The organism is Streptomyces sp. NPDC016562, from assembly GCF_043076955.1.
Taxonomy (GTDB): Bacteria; Actinomycetota; Actinomycetes; order Streptomycetales; family Streptomycetaceae; genus Streptomyces.
This window is the reverse complement of record NZ_JBIBRZ010000002.1, coordinates 228,577-247,355: the sequence shown is the minus strand read 5'-3', so window position 1 is coordinate 247,355 and position 18,779 is coordinate 228,577. Positions and strand designations below refer to the sequence as shown.

The following is an 18,779-nucleotide window of genomic DNA, read 5'->3' as shown; positions in this document are numbered from 1 at the left end:
CTCAGCGGGATCGATCGCGCTCATAGCTCTCCCATCGATTTCCAAACGTGTTCCGATATCACCGTACCGCGCACCGGGCCGCTGTGCCACCACCGGGACGGCGGTTGTCGGCCATCGCCCTACACGCGTCCGGATTCCGGTTGTCCGGCGAGATCGGCGACGGTCAACGGGTCCCCGGAATCCGGTTCGGCGACCTCCGGATAGCCCAGGGCCTCGGTCAACTCCTTCCAGGCGCGGGCGACGGTCAGATGGCGCTGGCTGCCCTGCAGAGGGTCCACGCCCGAGTCGACGCGCTCGCGCAGTGTCTCCAGGGCGGCCAGCACCCCCTCCCCCCACACCTCGTCCATGGCGCCCGCCCAGGTCGGCGTCTCCGGCGTACCCACGAAGTCCGCGGTGACACCTCGGCCGTCGATCCGAAGGACCGGGCTCCAGATCACCGGACCGTGGGTGTTGGCCAGCATCAGGTTCCCCGCATCGGTACCGAGGGTGATCCGGTGCAGGAACAGGCTCGAACTGTCGTCCCCCGCCTGCATCCTGTTCTCCACGCGCAGCGTCAGCGGCACCCCCGCGATCTGCCCCTCCACGCTGACCAGCGGGCGACCGGCGGGGCCGGCGACCGGGGAGACCGACCAGGGCCGCAGCCCGTCGAAGATCCCGGCCAGGATGTCGAGCAGGTCGAACGACACCTGCACCGCGCACATGGCGTCGATGAACACCGGCTTGCGCAGCCGGATCAGCCGGCGGGCGGCCGCGGTGAACCGCCGGACCGGTTCGAGGTGCGGATAGAAGGTGTTCACCTGGTACTGGGTCCCGGTCCGGCGCGCCACCCGCAGGCAGTCCGCCAGCTCGGTCGGGTGGACGGGATGCTCCTGGAGCACGTGGATCCCGCGTTCGAGCAGGGCCTGCGCCAGGTCCACGCCCCGCCCGCCGCCGACCGCGGTCGAGACCACGACGCAGGCGGCGTCGACGTCGTCGGGCAGCTGCTCGACCTTGTCGTAGAGCGGAACGCCGTACTCCTCGGCGAGGGCGACGGACCGGGCGCTGCCCCGTGCCACGATGCCGGCGAGCTGGAAGCGGTCGGGCGCGGCCTGGGCCAGGGCGGAGAGGTAAACCTGGCCGAAACGCGTCCCGCAGACGACGACGCGCATCGGGCCCGGTGTCGCGCGCGTCATCGGCGGCCCGTCCCCTGCGCCGTGATCGCCTGCGCCGTCCGCGTCACGTGCGGCGGCTCCAGGCAGCTGAGGTGGTCTCCGGGAACGTCGACCACCGTCAGGTCGCCCAGGCACACCTCGCCCCAGAAACCGGCGGCGTCGTCGGCGCCGGGCGCGGCGGTCGAGGGCTCGGCCGGGCGCAGGAGGGTGATGTCGCCCGCGTACGGCTGCGGGTCGTAGCCCGCGGCGGCCGGCGTGGTCCGCTCGAAGCCGGACACGAGGGTCAGCTGCCGCACGCTCACCCCGGCCTCGCTCAGGGCGCGGGCCAGTTCCAGGGCGATCGGGCCGCCGAGGCGGTGGCCGACGACCTCGACGTCGTCGTGTCCGGCGGCCTGTACCTCGCGGGCGTAGCCGGCGGCCAGTTCCTCGACCAGGTCCGGTGCGGCGAGGTCGAGGGCGCTTCCTCCCTCGGGTACGGCGAGCCCCAACAGGGGGGTATCCGAACCCAGTTCGGCGATGAGCGCCCGGTAGGACGCCAGGGTTCCCGTCTCGTCGTGTACGAGCAGACGCACCGGGCCCTGCCCCGATCCGGCCGGCGGGACCAGCGGGACCAGCGGCGAGCGCCGGGCCGTCGCCGCGGTGGCCGCCGCGGCCCGCTCCGGCGCCGGGGCGGACTGCAGCCGCTCGGCCAGTCCGGCGACCGTGGGCTGGTCCAGCAGGGCGCGCAGCAGCACGTCGAAGGTGATCTCGGCGGCCTCGGGGAGTCGCTCGCGCAGCTGGCCCACGAACTGGGCGGCCAGCAGCGAGTTGCCGCCCGCGTCGAAGAATCCCAGGTTCCGGCTGGGCAGTTGGCCGGTGAGCACCTCGGCCCACAGCTCCGCGATGCGCAGTTCGACGCCCGGCCGCGGCGGCTCGGGCGGCGCGCCCCGCGGCGCGGCGGGCGCCGGGGCGGAGTCCAGCAGCCGCTTGCGGTCGACCTTGCCGTTGGGTGTCAACGGCAGCGTCTCGACGATCCGCACCCGCGCCGGGACCATGTGCGAAGGCAGCCGCTCGGCCACCCACCGCACGAGCTCGGCCCCCTCGACGGCGGCCGGCTGCTGCGCCGGTATCACGAAGGCGATCAGCGCCCGCTCGAAGGCGTCGCTGCCCGCGGCCAGCACCACGCAGGTACCCACCATCGGGTGCTCGCCCAGCACCGCCTCGATCTCGCCGAGCTCGATCCGGTGTCCGCGGATCTTGATCTGCTGGTCCGCGCGGCCGGAGAACTCGATCTCGCCGTTCGGCAGGTAACGGCCGAGGTCGCCGGTGCGGTAGAGCGGCTCCCCCGTCTCGGGGTGGCGGATGAACCGCTCCGCCGTCCGCTCCGGATCGCCCAGGTAGCCCGTGGCCAGGCCGGTACCCGCGATGTACAGCTCGCCGACGACCAGTTCGGGCCGGTCGCGCAGGGCGGCGTCGAGCACGTGGAAGCGCTGGTTCGCGAGCGGAGCCCCGTACGGGATGCTGCGCCAGTGCGGTTCCACCGTCTCGATGCGGTGGTAGATCGACCAGATCGCGGCCTCCGTCGCCCCGCCCAGGCTGATCAGCTCGGTCCGGGGCACGTGGCGTTCGGCGTGGGCCGGCAGCGACAGCGGGATCCAGTCGCCCGACAGCAGCGCCAGCCGCAGGCAGCCGAGGTCGGCGGGTTCGACGTCGAGGTAGTGCATCAGCATCTGGAGCTGCGCCGGGACCGAGTTCCACAGCGTCACGCCGTGCTCGGCCACCATCGCGGCCCAGTGCGAGGGGTCGCCGCGGCGGGCGGGGTCCGGCAGCACCAGGGTGGCGCCCACGGCCGTCGGGCCGAACAGGTCGTAGACCGACAGGTCGAAGCTGAGCGCGGCCAGGCCGAGGATCCGGTCGCCCTCACCGACGCCGAAGCGGGTGTTGATGTCGTGGACCGTGTTGGCGGCGGCCTGGTGGGTGATCATCACCCCCTTGGGGACGCCGGTCGAACCCGAGGTGTGCATGACGTAGGCGAGCTCCCCGGGCGCCACCGCGGGCCCCTCGGGGATCTGGTCCACGGGGACCGGCTCCACGCCGGTCACCTCGACCGCCCGGACACCGGGCGGCGGCGTGGCGGTGGCCGCGTCGGCGACGACGGCGAACCGGGCGCCGCTGTCGGTGAGGATCCGGTCCCGGCGGACGCGGGGCTGGCCGAGGTCGACCGGTACGTACACACCGCCCGCGAGGAGCACACCGAGCACGCCGACGACCTGGTCGCGGCTCTTGTCGATCAGGACGCCGACGAAGTCGCCGGGACGGCACCCGGCGGCCCGCAGCTCCTCGGCCACCCGGGCGGCGCGGCCGAGCCACTGCCCGTAGGTCAGCGATCCGGACGGGTCGACCACCGCGACCCGGTCGGGGAAGGCGCGCGCGTAGGCCACGAGCGGGTCGTGGAGCAGGCCGTCGGGGGCCGGGGCCTGGGTCGCGTTCACCGCGGCGCGCAGGCTCTGCTGCCGGTGGGGCAGCGGCTGGGGATCCACGGCCGCCCACGGCGCGTCGTCCTGGGCCAGCCGGTGCAGGAGCCCCTCGAAGGCGGCGAACATCTCGTCGACCAGGCCGTCGGGGAAGACCCCTTCGCGCACGTCCCAGTTGATGTCCAGGCCGCCGTACTGGTCGCCCACCTGGCAGTCGATCCACACCTGGGGCGTCTGGCTGATGCCGTACACGGGGCGCGCTGTGCGGCCCGCCGCCGACACCGCGCCGCCGCCGACCCCGATGCTGCCGGTGAAGACCACCGGCAGCGCCGCCGCCTCGCGTCCACGGCGCCGGGTGAGCTCGCGCAGCACCTCCACGCCGCTGTACAGCCGGTGGTCGAGGTCGTCGAAGATCCGCTCGCCCAGGACGCGGGCCCGCTCGGCGAAGCTCGTCCGGCCCTCGGAGTCGACGGTGAGCAGGCTCAGCGAGGTGAAGTCGCCGAGCAGCCGGTCCACGTGCGGGTGCAGCGGGATCCGGTTGAGCACGGGCAGCCCGATGCAGAACCGCTCGGCGCTGCTCCAGCGGCCGATCGTCTCCGCGTACGCCCCCAGCACCGCGTTGGCCGGCGTGATGCCGTGCTCGGCGGCGCGCGCCTTCAGCGACTGCCAGACCCGGTCGTCCAGCGTCGTCGTCAGACGGCGGAAGAGCGGCGGCGTCGTGGCGGGGTCGTGGTCGTCGCGCAGCGGGAGCGCCGGCGCGCCGGGCAGCTCGTCGATGCGGTTCCACCAGTACGCGCGGTCGCGCTCGTACTGAGGCGTCTCCCGCAGCCGTCGTTCGGCGAGCACGTAGTCCCGGAAGGTGGCGTCCACCGCGGGCAGTTCGCAGTCCGGCTGCTGGTAGCGGCGGTCCAGCTCGGTCAGCACCTGCTGCAGGCTGAGCCAGTCCAGGGCCATGAAGTCCACCGACACGTGCAGCACGCTGCGATCGGTGGCCAGGGTCAGGCGCAGTTCGTGCATGGGGCGCTCGCCCGCGGGGTGCACCTTGTGGGACAGCTCGTCGCGGACCTGGCCGATGGCCTTCTCGACCGTGTCGGAGGGCGCTCCGCGCAGATCGGCGGTCTCGATGCGGGTGTCGTCCAGTACGGGAAGGACGCGCTGGGTGCCGTCCTCGCAGATGACCGTCCGCAAGGTGTCGTGGCGCCGGACCAGGCCGTCCCAGGCGCGTTGCAGCCGGTCGGGGTCCAGGTCCGCCGGGTAGGCGAACTCCAGGTAGATGTGGCAGGAGACGCCGCCGTAGTCGAAGGCCGGGTTCCGGCCGAACAGGTACGCCGACTGGATGTCGGTGAGCGGGAAGGGCTGCTCACGCTCCTGCGGGTGGTCCTGCCACACCGGTTCGCCGGGGCTCGCGGTGGTGTCGGCCATGACGGCCAGCAGCTCCGCCTTGCAGCGGCGCAGGTCGGCCAGACGCTGGTCGGTCATCACGCCGCGCGGGGCGCGGAACCGCAGCTGCTGGCCCTCGCGCCACAGTCGGATGCCGGCGCTTCGGAACTCTTCGAGCAGGTCGTTGGCGTTCACACCGCACCCTCTTCGCATTCGTCGCCGTTGTCCCAGCCGCCGTCCGGGCCCGCACCGGCGGCGCCCACGAGCTCGTCGATCAGCACGCTCAGCCCCGCGACGGTCGGGGTCCGCATGACCTCGCGCATGGGCAGGTCGATGGCCCAGGCCCCCCGGACCTCGGCGACGAAGCGCGTCGCGAGCAGGCTGTCGCCGCCGAGCCGGAAGAAGTTCTCGTCGCGGCCCACCGAGTCCAGGCCGAGGAGCTTCGTCCACCGTTCGGCGACGAAGACCTCCGTGGCGCCCCGCGGCGGCTCGCCGACGTCCCGGGGCCGGTCGACGGACTGTTCCAGTACGGTCTGGATCTGGCGCCGGTCGACCTTGCCGTTGCTGCTCAGCGGCAGGGCGGGCAGCACGGCGAAGTGGGCGGGAACCATGTGTTCCGGCAGTTTGAGCGCCGCCCACCGGCGCAGCTGCTCGCCGTCGACGCCGTGAGCCGTCGCCGGCCGGTCCGCGGTCAGCAGGACTTCGCCGGTGGCCTCGCCGCGCAGCACCCGTACCTCGCCCAGTCCGGCGTCGGCGCAGGCCCGCGCCCACCGCTCGCGGTCGTACAGCCAGGCGGAGCCCGGCCGGTCCTCGTCGAACCGGCCCGCGCGCGCCTCCAGCGGCAGGGCCGTGATCAGCGCGAGGGGCGTCGGATGTTCGCGTTCCAGCAGGTAGAGGCGTCCGCCGGGCGCCAGCAGCAGCGCCATGGTGGCCAGGGCCGCCTCGGGGTCCGCCATCCGGTGCAGGACGTTGTTCGCCACGACGGCGTCGAAGGCGTGGACGTGCTGCGCGGCGATCGCCGCGGCGCCCTGGAGCGCGGTGTGCGTCGCGTGCCCCTGCTCCGCGAGCAGTGTCTGGGCCTTGGCCAGCGCCGGCACCGAGGAGCCGAGGAGGGTGTACGCGACCGTGTCCGGGGCGAGTGCGGCGAGCAGCCTGGCCGTGCCCCGGCCGCTGACCACGTCCCACTCGGCGACGGCGGGCGGCGTGCCGTCGCCGGCGGTGCGCGCCGCCCGCAGCTCGTGCGCGACGGCTGCGAGGCAGGCGGCGGTGCCCGGCGTCAGATCGGCCAGGGCCTCGGGGGCCAGGACCGGATCGTCCAGCAGTGCGGTCGCGTCGGCCTCGCCGGAGACGATGGCCGTGAAGAGCGGTGCGGCCCATTCCAGCGCGGTGGCGACGGGTTCGAGGCACGTGCCGTGGGTGGCGGTGCGCGCCTGCTTGATCCAGACCGGATCGGTGACCTCGCCCCAGCGGGGGCCGTGCGCGTACGCCGCGTCGGCGCCGCGGGACAGTACGGAGCGCTGGGCGAGGTACTCCAGCCAGACGTCCACCACCGGACGCTGCTGGGCGCAGACGGACACGGGGCGCGCCGCCCCGGCGCCGGACGCGATCAGCGGCGCGACGACGCCGGCCAGCAGCGCCTCCACCAGCTGGTGTTCGTGCAGGTGCGGATCGGTCCGGTCCGCGTCGTCGGACGCGGGCGGCAGGAACGCGTGCGGCTGGTGTCCGTCCCCGTCGGCGTGCCCGGCGGGCTCCCGTACGGGGTCGGGCGCCGAGGAGCGCTCGACGACGGCGGCGACCAGTTCCCGGCGGCCTTCGGTGAACGGGACGACCACGGCCTGCGCGACCTCGGGGTGCGCCTGCAGGCAGGCTTCGATCTCGCCGAGCTCGACCCGGAAGCCGTTGATCTTCACCTGGTGGTCGAGGCGGCCGAGGAACTCCAGATTGCCGTCGGGCCAGTAGCGGCCGAGGTCGCCGGTGCGGTACCAGCGCTCACCGTCCTGGTGGGGGAAGCGGGCCGCGGTCAGCTCCGGGTCGCCCCGGTAGCCGAGGGCCACGCCGCTGCCGCCGATCCAGAGCTCGCCCGGCACCCAGTCGGGGCAGTCGCGGCCGCGGCCGTCCACCACGCGGAACTTCTGGTTCCGCAGGGGCGTGCCGTACGGGATCGAGCGCCAGCCGTCCGGCACTGCGTCGACCTCGTACGCGTTCGACCAGATGGCGGCCTCTGTGGCGCCGCCGAGTGCGATCAGGCGACATCGGCCGCCGGACGCACGGGCGAGCCGCTCGGGCAGGTCGAGTCCGATCCAGTCGCCGGACAGCAGGGCCAGCCGCATCGTGGCGGGGAGCGGGGCCCCGTCGGCCGCGGTCAGCACCATGTCGAGCAGGGCCGGGACGGTGTTCCAGACGCTCACCCCGTGGCGCCGGCACAGGGCCAGCCACTCGGAGGCGTCGCGCCGGCCGGACTCCGGCACCAGGACGGCGCCGCCGCCCACCGCGAGGAATCCGAAGACGTCCCAGACCGAGAGGTCGAAGTCCAGCGCCGAGACCGCCAGCACCCGGTCCTCGGACCCGATGGCGAACCGCTCGTTGACGTCCTCGACGGTGTTGACCGCGGCGCGATGGCTGACCTCGACCCCCTTCGGGAGGCCCGTCGACCCGGACGTGAAGATCACGTAGGCGGTGTCGTCGGGGTCGGCGGCGACCGGTGCGTCCAGCGGCGTCGCGCGCATCGCCTCGTCGATCGCCAGGACCTCGATGCCGGCCGGGGCCAGCTGGGGGGTTCCGCGGCCGTCCAGTACCACCTGGACGCCGCTGAGTTCGAGGATGCGGGCGCGTCGCTCGTCCGGCTGGTCCACGCCGATCGGCACGTACGCGGCGCCGGCGGCCAGGACCCCGAGCACGGCCGCGATCTGCTCGGCGCTCTTCGGGGCGGTCACGGCCACGTACGAGCCGCGGCCGACACCGCGCCGCGCCAGTGCGCCCGCGACGGCCAGCGCGCGCCGCGCCAGCTCGTCGTGGGCCATCGTCTCCCGCTCGCCCCACAGCAGGGCGGGCTGCCCGGTGCGCTCGGCGGCGCGCTCGAAGAACGCCGTGTGCAGGAGGTTCCCGGTCATGGTGCGCGTGGCCGAGTTGACCGCGTCGCGCCGGCGCCGCTGGGCGGCGGGCAGCGGCATCTGGGGCAGCGGGGTGTCCCACGCGCCGGCCAACAGGCCGCGCACCAGGGCTTCGTAGGCCGCCATCATGTCGTCCAGCACCCCGGCCGGGAAGAGCTCCTCGACGGCGTCCCACACCAGCAGCACACCGGCGTCGCGGGTGCGGTAGACCTGGTGGTCGAGCCAGATCTGCGGGGTCTGGGAGATCATCCACGTGGCCTCGCCGAAGCGGTCCACGAACGCGTCCGGCACCAGGGGCGCCGACAGGTCGCACGCGAAGACGACGGGCGCCGTGCGGGGCGCGTCCAGATCGGCGCGGTTGAAGTCGCGCAGCACGTCGACGCCGGAGTAGGCGGAGTGGCCGATCCCCTCGTGCATCTGCTTCTGCATCGCGCGGGCCAGGGCGGCGAAACTGCCGCCGCCGGCCAGGTCGACCTCGACCAGGACCAGGCCCGTGAAGTCGGCGACGATGCGGTTGATCTGCGGGTGCGCGTCGAGGTCGCGGTCGAACAGCGGCAGGTTGAGCAGGAAGTGCTCGTCGCCGCTCCACCGGGCCAGCACCATGGAGAAGGCCGTGGCCAGCACCACCGAGGGCGTCAGGCCCGCCTCGCCCGCCCGGCGCTCCATGGTGCGCCACTCGTCGGCGGTGAGCCCGCAGGAGCGGCGGACGAACTTCGGTACGACGACCGCCTCGGGGTCGACGGCCAGCGGCAGCCTGGGCCCTCCCGGCAGGGACGGCAGCCTCTCCTGCCAGTAGGCGCGCGCCCGTTCGCGCTCCGGGCCGCGCACCGCGTCCTGGTCCTCGATGTAGCGGCCGAAGGTGTAGGTGAGGGCGTCCAGCGCGTCGGGATCGTCGTACAGGGCGGCCAGATCGGTGAGCAGCACGCGGATGCTGGCGAGGTCCGAGGCCAGGAGGTCGACGTTGAAGTGGAGCCGGTCCACCCCGTCGGGGAGCCGGCTCACCTGGACGTCGATGACCTCGCCCCGGTCGACGTTCAGACGCCGGTGCGAGAGCCGCTCGCGCAGGGCCAGCGCCGCTGCCGCCGCCTCGTCGCCCGCGAGGTCGCGGTGGTCGTGGACGGTCACGCCCGGCCACGGGGACTGCGCCATGACGTGCTGGGTGGCGTCGTCGGCGAACGACACCCGCAGCATCGGATGCCGTGCGATCAGGGCGCGCACGGCCGTCTCCAGACGCTGCGGGTCCAGCTGCCGCGCGTCGAATTCCAGGTAGGCGTGGCAGCTGACGCCGCCGAGCGGCTGGTCGTCCGCCCGGCCGATCAGATAGGCCTGCTGGACGGGGGTGAGCGGGAAGGGGCGGTCCGCCCGGTCGTCCCGGTCCGCCCGCACTGCCTGGGCCGCCTGCTCCGCCGTGGGGGTCCGCTGCTGCGGCAGGGCGACGGCCTCGGCGCCGGCGCCGTCGCCCGGGGTGAGCAGGCCGAACCATGCCTCCAGCCGCGGGTCGTCGGACAGCTGCGCGAACGTGACCTCGGAACCGGCGCGGCTGAGTCGATTCGCCAGTCGCATCATCTCCAGCGACTGCAAGCCGAGTTCGAAGAGATTGCTGTCGTCGTCCGCCGTGGTCAACTCGATGCCGAGCAGGTCGGACACCACGCGGCGCAGGGCGTCCGCGTCCATCCCGGCATGCGTGGCGGCGGGACTTCCCGCGCCGAGGTCAACATTCTCCGATGACATTTCCAAGCTCCCTTGCACGCTATCGACTCCGTAGCGTCGTCTTCCAAGCCATGGGTCGGGCAGTGACGCGACAGGTCATGAGGCCGACGACGACGTCAGTCCTGCTCGGCCTGCTCCGCGACCTGCTCCATGACCTGCGCCAGATCGGCCAGGCTCTGTGCCTCGAACATCGATCGCATCGGTACGGCCAGCCCCAGTTCCTTGCGGATCCGGCTGACCAGCTGCGCGGCGAGCACCGAGTGGCCGCCCAGATCGAAGAAGTTGTCCTGCGGGGCCGCCGCGCCGATCTTCAGCGTCTCCTTCACCATGCGGCACAGGATCTGCTCGTAGGAGGTCGCGTCGCCCGCGTCACCGGCGTCGTCCGCGGCCGCCGCGTCGGGAACCTCGGCGGTGGCGCGCCGGGCCCGCTCGGCGAGCGCCTTGCGGTCGACCTTGCCGTTCAGCAGCGTCGGGAAGCGCTCCAGCAGGACGATGCTCGACGGGACCATGTGCTCGGGCAGGGCGCGGCGGGCGTACTCGCGCAGCTCCGCCTCGGAGACGGCGTGCCGCGCCGAGGTCTTGACGTAGGCGACGATGTGCTCGGTGGAGACGTCCTCACCGCCCACGGCCGCGACGACGATCTCCACGGCGGGGTGGGTCTCCAGCCGCGTCTCGATCTCCCCGAGCTCGATGCGGAAGCCCCGGACCTTCACCTGGTTGTCGATCCGGCCGGTGAAGTAGAGCGCGCCGTCGGGCTCGTGCCGGCCCCGGTCGCCCGAGCGGTACATCCTGCTCCCGGGCGGTCCGTAGGGATCGGCGACGAACCGGCTCGCGGTGAGGCCCGGACGGTTGAGGTATCCGCGGGCCACTCCCGTTCCGGCGAGGAACAGCTCGCCCTCCCGGCCGTCGCGCAGGTCCCGCAGGTTCTCGTCGAGGACGTACACCGCGCCGCCGTCCCACGGCGTCCCGATGGTCACCTCTTCCTGGACGCCCTCGATCGGTCCGCCGATCGACGCGCCGACGGTCACCTCGGTGGGGCCGTACGCGTTGAACAGGCTCCGGCCCTTGGACCATTCCTCGGCCAGGGAGCCCGTACAGACGTCGCCGGTGGAGGTGATCGTGCCGCCGAGCAGCAGGCCCTCGCTCTCGGTGATGCCGAGGGCCACGGGGGGCAGGACCGCGTGGTTCACGTCGTACTTCAGGAGGGTCTCGCGCAGCGACTCGCCCGGCAGCAGGGCGTGCTGCTCGGCCATCACGAGCGTCGCACCGTGCAGGAGTGCCAGGGTGAAGTCCCAGAACCAGGCGTCGAAGCTGAAGGAGGCCCATTGCAGGACGCGGTCGCCGGGACCGACCCCGTACAGCTTCGCCTGTGTCGAGACCAGATCCGCCACGCCCGCGTGGCTGACCGCGACGCCCTTGGGGACTCCGGTCGAACCGGAGGTGTAGATCACGTACATCAGATGGGCCGGGGTGAGCGGCGCCAGACGCTCGTCGGCGGCGATGTCTTCGCCGCGCTCCTGCGCGTACGAGGCGACGAAGGCGGAGTCGTCGAGCACGAACTCGGGGACGTCCAGGCCGGGTGGGGCGACGTCCGCCGTCCGCAGCAGCAGCAACGGCCGCGCGTCGACGATCATGTGCGCGAGGCGCTCGGCCGGATAGCTCGGGTCCAGCGGCAGGTACGCGCCGCCCGCCTTCAGCACGGCGAGCACCGCGACGATCAGCTGCGCCGACCGGGGCACGGCGACCGCGACCAGCGAGTCCGGCCCGACGCCGGCGGCGATCAGCCGCCGGGCGAGGCGGTTCGCGCTCGCGTTCAACTCGGAATAGTCAACGACGGTCTCCTGGAAGACGACCGCGGGGGCGTCTCCCGACGTGGCAACCACGGACTCGAATACGTCCGAAACAGTGTTCAACTCCGCTCCGCCTCCGACACAGAGTTCCAGCATGAATAGGGCGCGATATTGTTCGCGAGTACGGCAACCCGCCGTGTTCTTCCCGAGTCCCATATATCGGCGTCACCGGTCGTGCGCCTGGCCGGCCCACCGGGAGAGCAGACGCAACGGGCAACAGTCGTCGACGATGACACGCGGCTCCGCCGGCCCACCGGGCCGTGAAAGAACTCTTTCTCCGAAAGCTCAGGGGCCCGCCGATCACTCCATGATGTGCCAGGGCCTGGCAACGCTGCTCCACGACCGACCGGTTCGGCGCAGCCGTCGTACGGATGCCCCCGGTCACGGGCCGTCGGGGGCGACTCCGCGAGTCCGGCCGTCGCCTTCTTGCGCAGCACCTTCCGCGCCGACCCGTAGGGGCGCGCCATACGCTCGAGTTCGTCACGGAGAGAGGGAATCAAAGTGACCGACGAACTGAAGTATCAGAACTACCTCGAACTTGATACTTTGCTGTCCCTCCAGAATCCCCGCTCTGCCGGATCCGCAGCCATGAAGTCCACTGTGCTGTCAGAGCAGTTCTTCATCATCGCGCACCAGGCGAGCGAACTGTGGCTCACGCAGATCATCGCCGATTTGGAAGCGGCCATCGATACCTTCACGACGACGGACGACACGTCCAACGCGGAATGGATCGTCGATCTCCTGCAGCGCGCCGGGGAACTCATGCGCCTGCTGAGCACTCAGCTGACCGCCCTCGACCGGCTGCCCCTGCGCGATTTCGCCATGTTCCGGCAGTACCTCGGCACGGCGAGCGGTGCGCAGTCGAAGCAGTTCCACCGGCTGGCGCACCTCATCGGCAACGCCGAGCAGGACGGTCCCCTGTACGAGTCGTTCGTCGCGTGGGTGGCCAGGTCGGGGCACACCGTTTCCGACCTGGCCCGGCGGGGCATCGAGGCCGACGTCTACTACAGGATCATCGAAGCCCTGCTCGACGTCGGCAACGGCTACTGGCGCTGGCAGGTCAGCCACATCAGCCTGATCACACGGGTGATGGGCAACCATGCCGGAACGGGCGGCACGACGGGGGCCAACTACCTGATCAGTCACTGCACCCTGCCGTTCGCGGAGCTGCGTGATCTGCGCAGTCAGGCCCACATCGGTCTCAGCGTCGCGACGTCGTGACGTGGTGACGTGGTGACCGTCGCCGGCCGATCGCCCCTTTGCTGAGTCGTTGATTCGCCGGCGGTCCGGCACGGGGCGGTGGTGCGATCGTCTGCCCGACCGCCCGGCCGCCCGGCCCGACTGCCGACGAATCAACCTGAACGCGCTCTAGACGGACCCTAGATGGGCTCCAGGACGAAACCGCGTCCCCAGACGTTGCGTACCGCGAGGCCGACGAGCTGCAGACGCCGGCGCAGCCGCATCACATGAAGGTCCAGGGCGTTGCTGGACGAGCTGGAACCGGAGTGTTCGAGAATATCGCGTAATTCAGTCCGGTAGATTATCTCGCCGTATTGCGCCACCAGGGGAGCGAGCATTTCGCATTGTGTCAACGACAGCGTGACGGACGAGTCCTTGAAGTAGAGGATCCCTGCCGGGTCCAGCACAGGCTTCGACTTGAGAACGGCCCGATCGGCCAGCTGGCGCAGTCGGGCCTGCAGGTCTTCCTGGACGATGGGCGGGCGCACCCAGTCCTCGTGGAGGCTCAGATGCTCCGGCGGGGACGCGCCGTGCTCGACCACCAGAAGACAAAGATGCCCCCGCACCTTACATTGCTCGCGGATATTGCTTTCCGCAGGCCAGCGAACAAATTTGACCCGGTCCTTCACATCTACCTTCACAGGTATCCCCCGCTTCGTTGACATCGAGAATCAGGACTCTCAATCGCAGCGCTTTCCAGCCGGTCGGCCATCGAAGTTCCCTCCGAACAGCACGTCGTCAGGTCATGCCGACGTGCCGCCGTGGGCGGCCATCGCGTCCCGCAGGCTCTTCGGCCGCATGTCCGACCAGGTGTTTTCGATGTAGTCGACGGTCGTCGCCCGGTCCGCGGGTCCGTATACGACGTGCCAGCCGTCGGGAACGGCGATGTCGTGCGGCCAGAGCGAGTACTGCTCTTCATCATTGCGCAGTGCCAGATAGTCTCGGCTGTCGTCCTCGAATACATTAGGCATGCGTCGATCCCCTCATCGAGCAGAAATTTTCTGATACCTTCGAATAATGCTCCAGCTGCCTCTGCCTCGGCCCCTGGAAGCGATATCGACATTAGCAGTCAGACGTCACACCAAACAGATTCACTCCACATCCGTGCCCGTGTGTTTTGCATATTGACAGGGCCCCTGTGACCTCTTCCAGGCCCGGGGGGCGCCCCGTCGCGCGGCGCGGGGTCGGCCGCCGGGCCGGCCGGCGGACCAGGCCCGGGGCCGGACGCGCGCCCGGGACGGAGCGGAGCCGGAAAGGAACGGGCAAGAGTCCCGGCGGCCCGCGGGGTGGACCTGTCACCATCGCGCAATGAGTCAGTCCGATCTCGATCTTCGTTCCCTGGATCTCACGGATCCGGCCACTTTCATTGAGAACGACGTCCACGAGTTCTGGCGTGGAGTCCGTGCCGAACGACCCGTCTACTGGCATGAACCCACTGACCGAAACCCCGGATTCTGGGTGGTGTCCCGATATGCCGACATCCAGTCGTTGTTCCACAACGCAGCCCTGACGTCCGTCAGGGGCAACGTCCTCGACGTCGTGCTGCGCGGCGACGACTCCGCCGGCGGGAGCATGCTGGCGGTCACCGACGGCCCGCGCCACCGGCGCCTGCGCAACGTCCTGTTCAGCGCGTTCACGCCCCGGGTCCTCGGCGAGGTCGTCGAGAAGGTCCAGCAGCGCACGACCGAGCTGGTGTCGACGGTGGTCGGTCTGGACACCTTCGACTTCGCCGCCGAGGTCGCCGAGCAGATTCCCATGAACACGATCTGCGATCTCCTGTCCATTCCGCTCGGGGACCGCAAGAACCTGCTCCAGTGGAACAAGATGGCGCTGTCGTCGGGCCATGCGGACGGCAGCGAGCTCGACGCGCTCAGCGCCCGCAACGAAATCGTGCTCTATTTCATGGAGTTGGCGCAGGAGCGGCGGGACAATCCCGGCAGCGACGTCATCAGCATGCTGGCGACCGCGGAGGTCGAGGACCGTCCGCTCACCCTCGAAGAGCTCGCCGTCAACTGCTACAGCCTGATTCTCGGCGGCGACGAGACGTCCCGCATATCGGCGATCTGCGCGGTGCTCGCCCTGATCGAGAACCCCGACCAGTGGCGCGCGCTGCAGACGGGCGAGGCCTCCTTCGAGTCGGCGGCCGAGGAGATCATCCGCTGGTCGACGCCGGGCATCCACCTGGCCCGTACCGCCGTGGAGGACCTCGAACTCCACGGCGAGACGATACGCAAGGGCGACATCGTCACGCTGTGGAACATCTCGGCCAACAACGACGAGGCGGTCTTCGACGAACCGCGCCGGTTCAACGTGTCCCGCTCGCCCAACAAGCACCTCTCGTTCGGCCACGGGCCGCACTACTGCCTCGGCGCGTTCCTCGGCCGGGCGGAGCTGCGGGCGCTGCTCAGCGCCCTGGTGGCCCACGTCGGACGGATGGAGCTGCGCGGGACGCCCCGCCCCATCTACTCGAACTTCCTCACCGGTTACGAAAGCCTGCCGGTCCACTTCGAACGCCGCTGACGCGACGGCCTCGCCGACACGACTGCTCGGGGAAACACCGCGGGGCAGTGACCGGACCGGTCACTGCCCCGCGGTGTTTCCCGCTGAAGCCCCCTACGAGGCCTTCAGCGCCTTCTTGTCGATCTTGCCCACCGGCGTACGGGGCAGGTCGGACACGACGATCAGTTCGTCCGGCAGTTTGTAGGACGCCAGCCCCCGGCCGCGGATGTGGTCCCTGAGCGTGCGCAGCGTCAGCGGCGCCACCGCGTCCTGGCCCGTGTCCGCGTCGCCGGCGAGGACGACGAACACCACGAGCCGCTCGTCGAGTTCGTCGTCCGGGATGCCGACCACCGCGGTGTCCAGGACCAGGGGGTGGGTCAGCACGTGGCCCTCCACCTCCTCCGCCGAGACCTTCTCCCCCAGGTGGTGGATGATGTCCTTCAGCCGGCCCTCGATGATGACGTTGCCGTCCTCGGTCATCCGGGCCAGGTCGCCGCTGCGGTAGAAGCCGTCGTCGGTGAAGGACCGACGGTTGTGCTCCGGAGCGGCGAAGTACCCGCGGATCGTGTACGGGCCACGGGTCAGCAGCTCACCGGTCACCCCGGTGGCGACCTCCTTGCCGTCCTCGTCGACGATCTTGACCTCGTCGTCCGGGGAGACCGGCCTGCCCTCCGTACCGAAGACGACCTCCGGCGGGTCGTCGAGCCGCGTGTGGGTGATCAGCCCTTCCCCGATGCCGTACACGTTCAGGATGCGGCAGCCCAGGCTCCCGCTGACCCGCTCCGCGGCGGCGGGCCCGAACTTCGAGCTGCCCACCTGGATGGTCATGCGGCTCATGTCGACCGGGGTGGTGCGCGCCGCGTCCGCCCACAGCAGGGCCAGTGCGGGGACCAGGGTCGTGAGGGTGACGCCCTCCCGCTCGATGAGCGGGAACACGTGGTCGGGGCTGGGGTTGGCGGCGAGCACGGCCTTGCCGCCGAGGAGCAGCGCGCCCAGCGCCCCCGGGCAGCCGAGCGCGGCGTTGTGCGGCACGGGGTTGGCCGCGAGGTAGACGCCGCTGTCGTCGAACTCCACGACCTCGGCGCACGCGAAGATGTTGTACGCGTAGTCGTCGTGGGTCCGCGGGATCAGCTTGGGCACCCCGGTGGTTCCGCCCGACAGCAGCAGCAGCGCCACCTCGGAGGAGTCGACCGGCGGCAGTTCCCGTACGGCGGAGCCGACGAGCTCGGACAGCGGCGTGAACTCCTGCGCGTCGCCCACGATCACCACGTGCCGCAGGTTCGGGGCGTCGCGGCGGACCTCGCGGGCGAGGTTGCGGTAGTCGAAGCCCTGGAAGCGGTCCTGGCCGACGTAGGCCACCGCGTCCGAGGAGCGCGCCAGGTGGAGGATCTCGTCGCGGCGGTGACCGGGCAGCGCCATGACGGGGATCGCGCCGATGCTCAGCATGGCGACGACGGCCGTCAGGAACTCGATCCGGTTCGGCAGGTGCACCACCACCCGGTCCCGAGGCGCGATGCCGAGTTCCAGCAGGCCCGACGCGATGCGGTCGGCCTGGTCGGTCAACTCCGCGTAGGTGATGCGGCTCGTCGCGTCCACGGCGGCTATCTTGTCCGGGTGGCGTCCGGCGCTGTCGGCGATCAGCTGCCGCAGCGAGACGCCGCGCCAGTAGCCGGCACGGCGGTAGCGATCGGCGAAGGCGGTGGGCCAGGGCACGAACCCGTCCAGCATGTGTCCTCCTAGGTTGCGACGCCTTCAGGTTCGGGCACGGGGCCCGGGAGCCGTCGACGGCCCGACAGAGCTTTGACAGATTGCCGCGGACGGGCCGACGCTTTCGGTGAAGCTCGGTGGCGTGAATCGCTTACGAACGCGTGACCGAGGCTGGTTGCGGGCCCTGACCAGTGTGGAGGTCCCGGCTGACCGATGGGTCTGCTTTCCGCATTCCGGGGGTTCGGCGGGCACCTATCGCGCCTGGTCGTCAGCGATGCCCGCGACCGCGCAGCTGCTCGCCGTGCAGTACCCGGGGCACGCCGACCGGATGTCCGAAGCGCCCGCGGACAGCGTGGCCGAGATCGCGTCGCGGGTTGCCGAGGAACTGATGCGGCTGGAGCCCGCCCCCTGCGCCCTGTTCGGGCACAGTCTGGGCGCCCTGGTCGCGTACGAGACCGCGCGCGTGCTCCAGGAGAACGGCAGGCCCCCGCGCTGCCTGTTCGTGTCGGGCGCCCCGGCGCCGTGGCACGCCGGAGGCGGCACCACCCACCGGGCCGGCGACGACGAGCTGTGGAACGCCCTGCGGGATCTCGGCGGGATCGATCCCGGCATCGCGGACGACCCCGAGCTGCGGGACCTGCTCCTGCCGGTCCTGCGGTCGGACATCACGCTCAACGAGACCTACCGGCCCGCGCCGGACCCCGAGCCGCTGCACTGCGAGGTCCGCTGCTACTCCAACACCGAGGATCCGCTGGTGGACGGAGCACGGCTCGACGCCTGGGCCGGGGTGGGGGACGGCCGCTTCAGCATGCGGTCCTGGCCGGGCGGGCACTTCCGGCTGCTGTCGGACCCGGCGGAGCTGATCGGCGACATCGCCGAAACCCTTGCCCGGAGCGGGGCCGTGCGATGACGCTGGACGGAAAGTCGGTCGTGGTCACCGGAGCGGCCACCGGCATCGGCCGCGGGATCACCGAGTCCCTGCTGAAGTCGGGCGCCCTCGTCACGGCCGTCGGGCGCCGCGAGGAGCCACTGCGGGAGCTGGCCGACCTCTACGGGGACGCCGTGGCGGTGGTGGCCCAGGACGTCGGCGCGCCCGGCGCGGCCGAGCGGATCGTCGCGGCGGCCACCGACCGCTTCGGCCGGCTCGACGCCGTCGTCAACAACGCGGGGCTGGCCCGGTTCGGCCGGCTCGACGAGATCGACCCCGCGCTGTTCGACGCGATGTTCGCCGTCAACGTCCGTGCGCCGGCCGAGCTGATCCGGTGCGCGCTGCCGCAGCTGCGCGCCCACCGCGGCAGCGCGGTCAACATCTCGTCGGTCGGCGGTGTGCTGTCCATGCCGGGGCGCGCCTTCTACGGGGCGACCAAGGCGGCCGTCAACAGCCTGACCCGCTCGCTGGCGAGGGAGCTGGCACCGGACGTACGGGTGAACGCGATCATGCCCGGCCCGGTGGACACCCCGATGTGGAACGAGACCGGTCTGGACGGGGCGGGCACCGATCAGCTCCGCGTCGACCTGCTGTCGTCGACCCCGATGGGCCGTTTCGGCGACGAAAGCGAAATCGGCCGGTGGGTGTGCATGCTGCTGGACCCCGAATTGTCGGGGTGGGTCACCGGGGCACTGATTCCCGTCGACGGCGGACGCACCGCGTAACTCTTGTGATGGTTGACAACTCTTGAC

11 protein-coding genes are annotated in these 18,779 nt (G+C 71.4%); 4 read left to right on the top strand and 7 right to left on the bottom strand.

Translation table 11 applies throughout. The features are described from left to right. Positions 1–119: 119 nt before the first annotated feature. The 4 genes from ACF059_RS09045 to ACF059_RS09030 all read right to left on the bottom strand — a co-directional run bounded on the left by ACF059_RS09045 (position 120) and on the right by ACF059_RS09030 (position 11,750). Positions 120–1,172, bottom strand: a complete 1,053-nt coding sequence (locus ACF059_RS09045; protein WP_392053565.1) for a Gfo/Idh/MocA family oxidoreductase — start codon at positions 1,170–1,172, stop codon at positions 120–122. Further along, entirely contained in the window at positions 1,169–5,179 is a 4,011-nt protein-coding gene (locus tag ACF059_RS09040) for an amino acid adenylation domain-containing protein (RefSeq protein WP_392053562.1), read from the bottom strand. Before ACF059_RS09040 ends, ACF059_RS09045 begins: the two co-directional genes overlap by 4 nt. Continuing rightward, complete coding sequence (locus ACF059_RS09035; protein ID WP_392053559.1) at positions 5,176–9,825, bottom strand: amino acid adenylation domain-containing protein; 4,650 nt, start codon at positions 9,823–9,825, stop codon at positions 5,176–5,178. The genes ACF059_RS09040 and ACF059_RS09035 overlap by 4 nt, the downstream gene beginning before the upstream one ends. A 95-nt stretch (positions 9,826–9,920) precedes the next feature. Continuing rightward, the gene (locus ACF059_RS09030) at positions 9,921–11,750 is read right to left on the bottom strand and encodes a non-ribosomal peptide synthetase (protein WP_392053556.1); all 1,830 of its coding nucleotides are present in this window, start codon (positions 11,748–11,750) and stop codon (positions 9,921–9,923) included. Positions 11,751–12,155: 405 nt separating this feature from the next. On the opposite strand from ACF059_RS09030, the gene ACF059_RS09025 reads away from it, so the two are divergent. Beyond that, positions 12,156–12,875, top strand: coding sequence for a tryptophan 2,3-dioxygenase family protein (locus tag ACF059_RS09025; protein ID WP_361940070.1), 720 nt, complete (start codon positions 12,156–12,158; stop codon positions 12,873–12,875). Positions 12,876–13,033: 158 nt separating this feature from the next. On the opposite strand, the gene ACF059_RS09020 is transcribed toward ACF059_RS09025, so the two are convergent. Together ACF059_RS09020 and ACF059_RS09015 are read right to left on the bottom strand one after the other, a co-directional pair. Beyond that, a complete protein-coding gene (locus ACF059_RS09020; RefSeq protein ID WP_392053553.1) occupies positions 13,034–13,534 on the bottom strand; it encodes a winged helix-turn-helix domain-containing protein in 501 nt (166 codons plus the stop codon). A gap of 102 nt (positions 13,535–13,636) precedes the next feature. Next, on the bottom strand, positions 13,637–13,864 hold the full coding sequence (locus tag ACF059_RS09015) for an MbtH family protein (protein ID WP_392053550.1): 228 nt from the start codon (positions 13,862–13,864) through the stop codon (positions 13,637–13,639). A 490-nt stretch (positions 13,865–14,354) separates the two neighbouring features. Between ACF059_RS09015 and ACF059_RS09010 the strand changes: the two genes are divergently transcribed. Then, the gene (locus ACF059_RS09010) at positions 14,355–15,413 is read left to right on the top strand and encodes a cytochrome P450 (RefSeq protein ID WP_392053547.1); all 1,059 of its coding nucleotides are present in this window, start codon (positions 14,355–14,357) and stop codon (positions 15,411–15,413) included. Between the two features lie 93 nt (positions 15,414–15,506). On the opposite strand, the gene ACF059_RS09005 is transcribed toward ACF059_RS09010, so the two are convergent. Then, a complete protein-coding gene (locus ACF059_RS09005) occupies positions 15,507–17,120 on the bottom strand; it encodes a (2,3-dihydroxybenzoyl)adenylate synthase (RefSeq protein ID WP_392053544.1) in 1,614 nt (537 codons plus the stop codon). A 106-nt stretch (positions 17,121–17,226) separates the two neighbouring features. Here ACF059_RS09005 and ACF059_RS09000 point away from each other — a divergent pair, with 106 nt between their 5' ends. Further along, on the top strand, positions 17,227–18,009 hold the full coding sequence (locus tag ACF059_RS09000) for a thioesterase II family protein (protein WP_392053541.1): 783 nt from the start codon (positions 17,227–17,229) through the stop codon (positions 18,007–18,009). Beyond that, on the top strand, positions 18,006–18,752 hold the full coding sequence (locus ACF059_RS08995) for an SDR family oxidoreductase (RefSeq protein WP_366868074.1): 747 nt from the start codon (positions 18,006–18,008) through the stop codon (positions 18,750–18,752). Before ACF059_RS09000 ends, ACF059_RS08995 begins: the two co-directional genes overlap by 4 nt. Positions 18,753–18,779 lie beyond the last annotated feature (27 nt).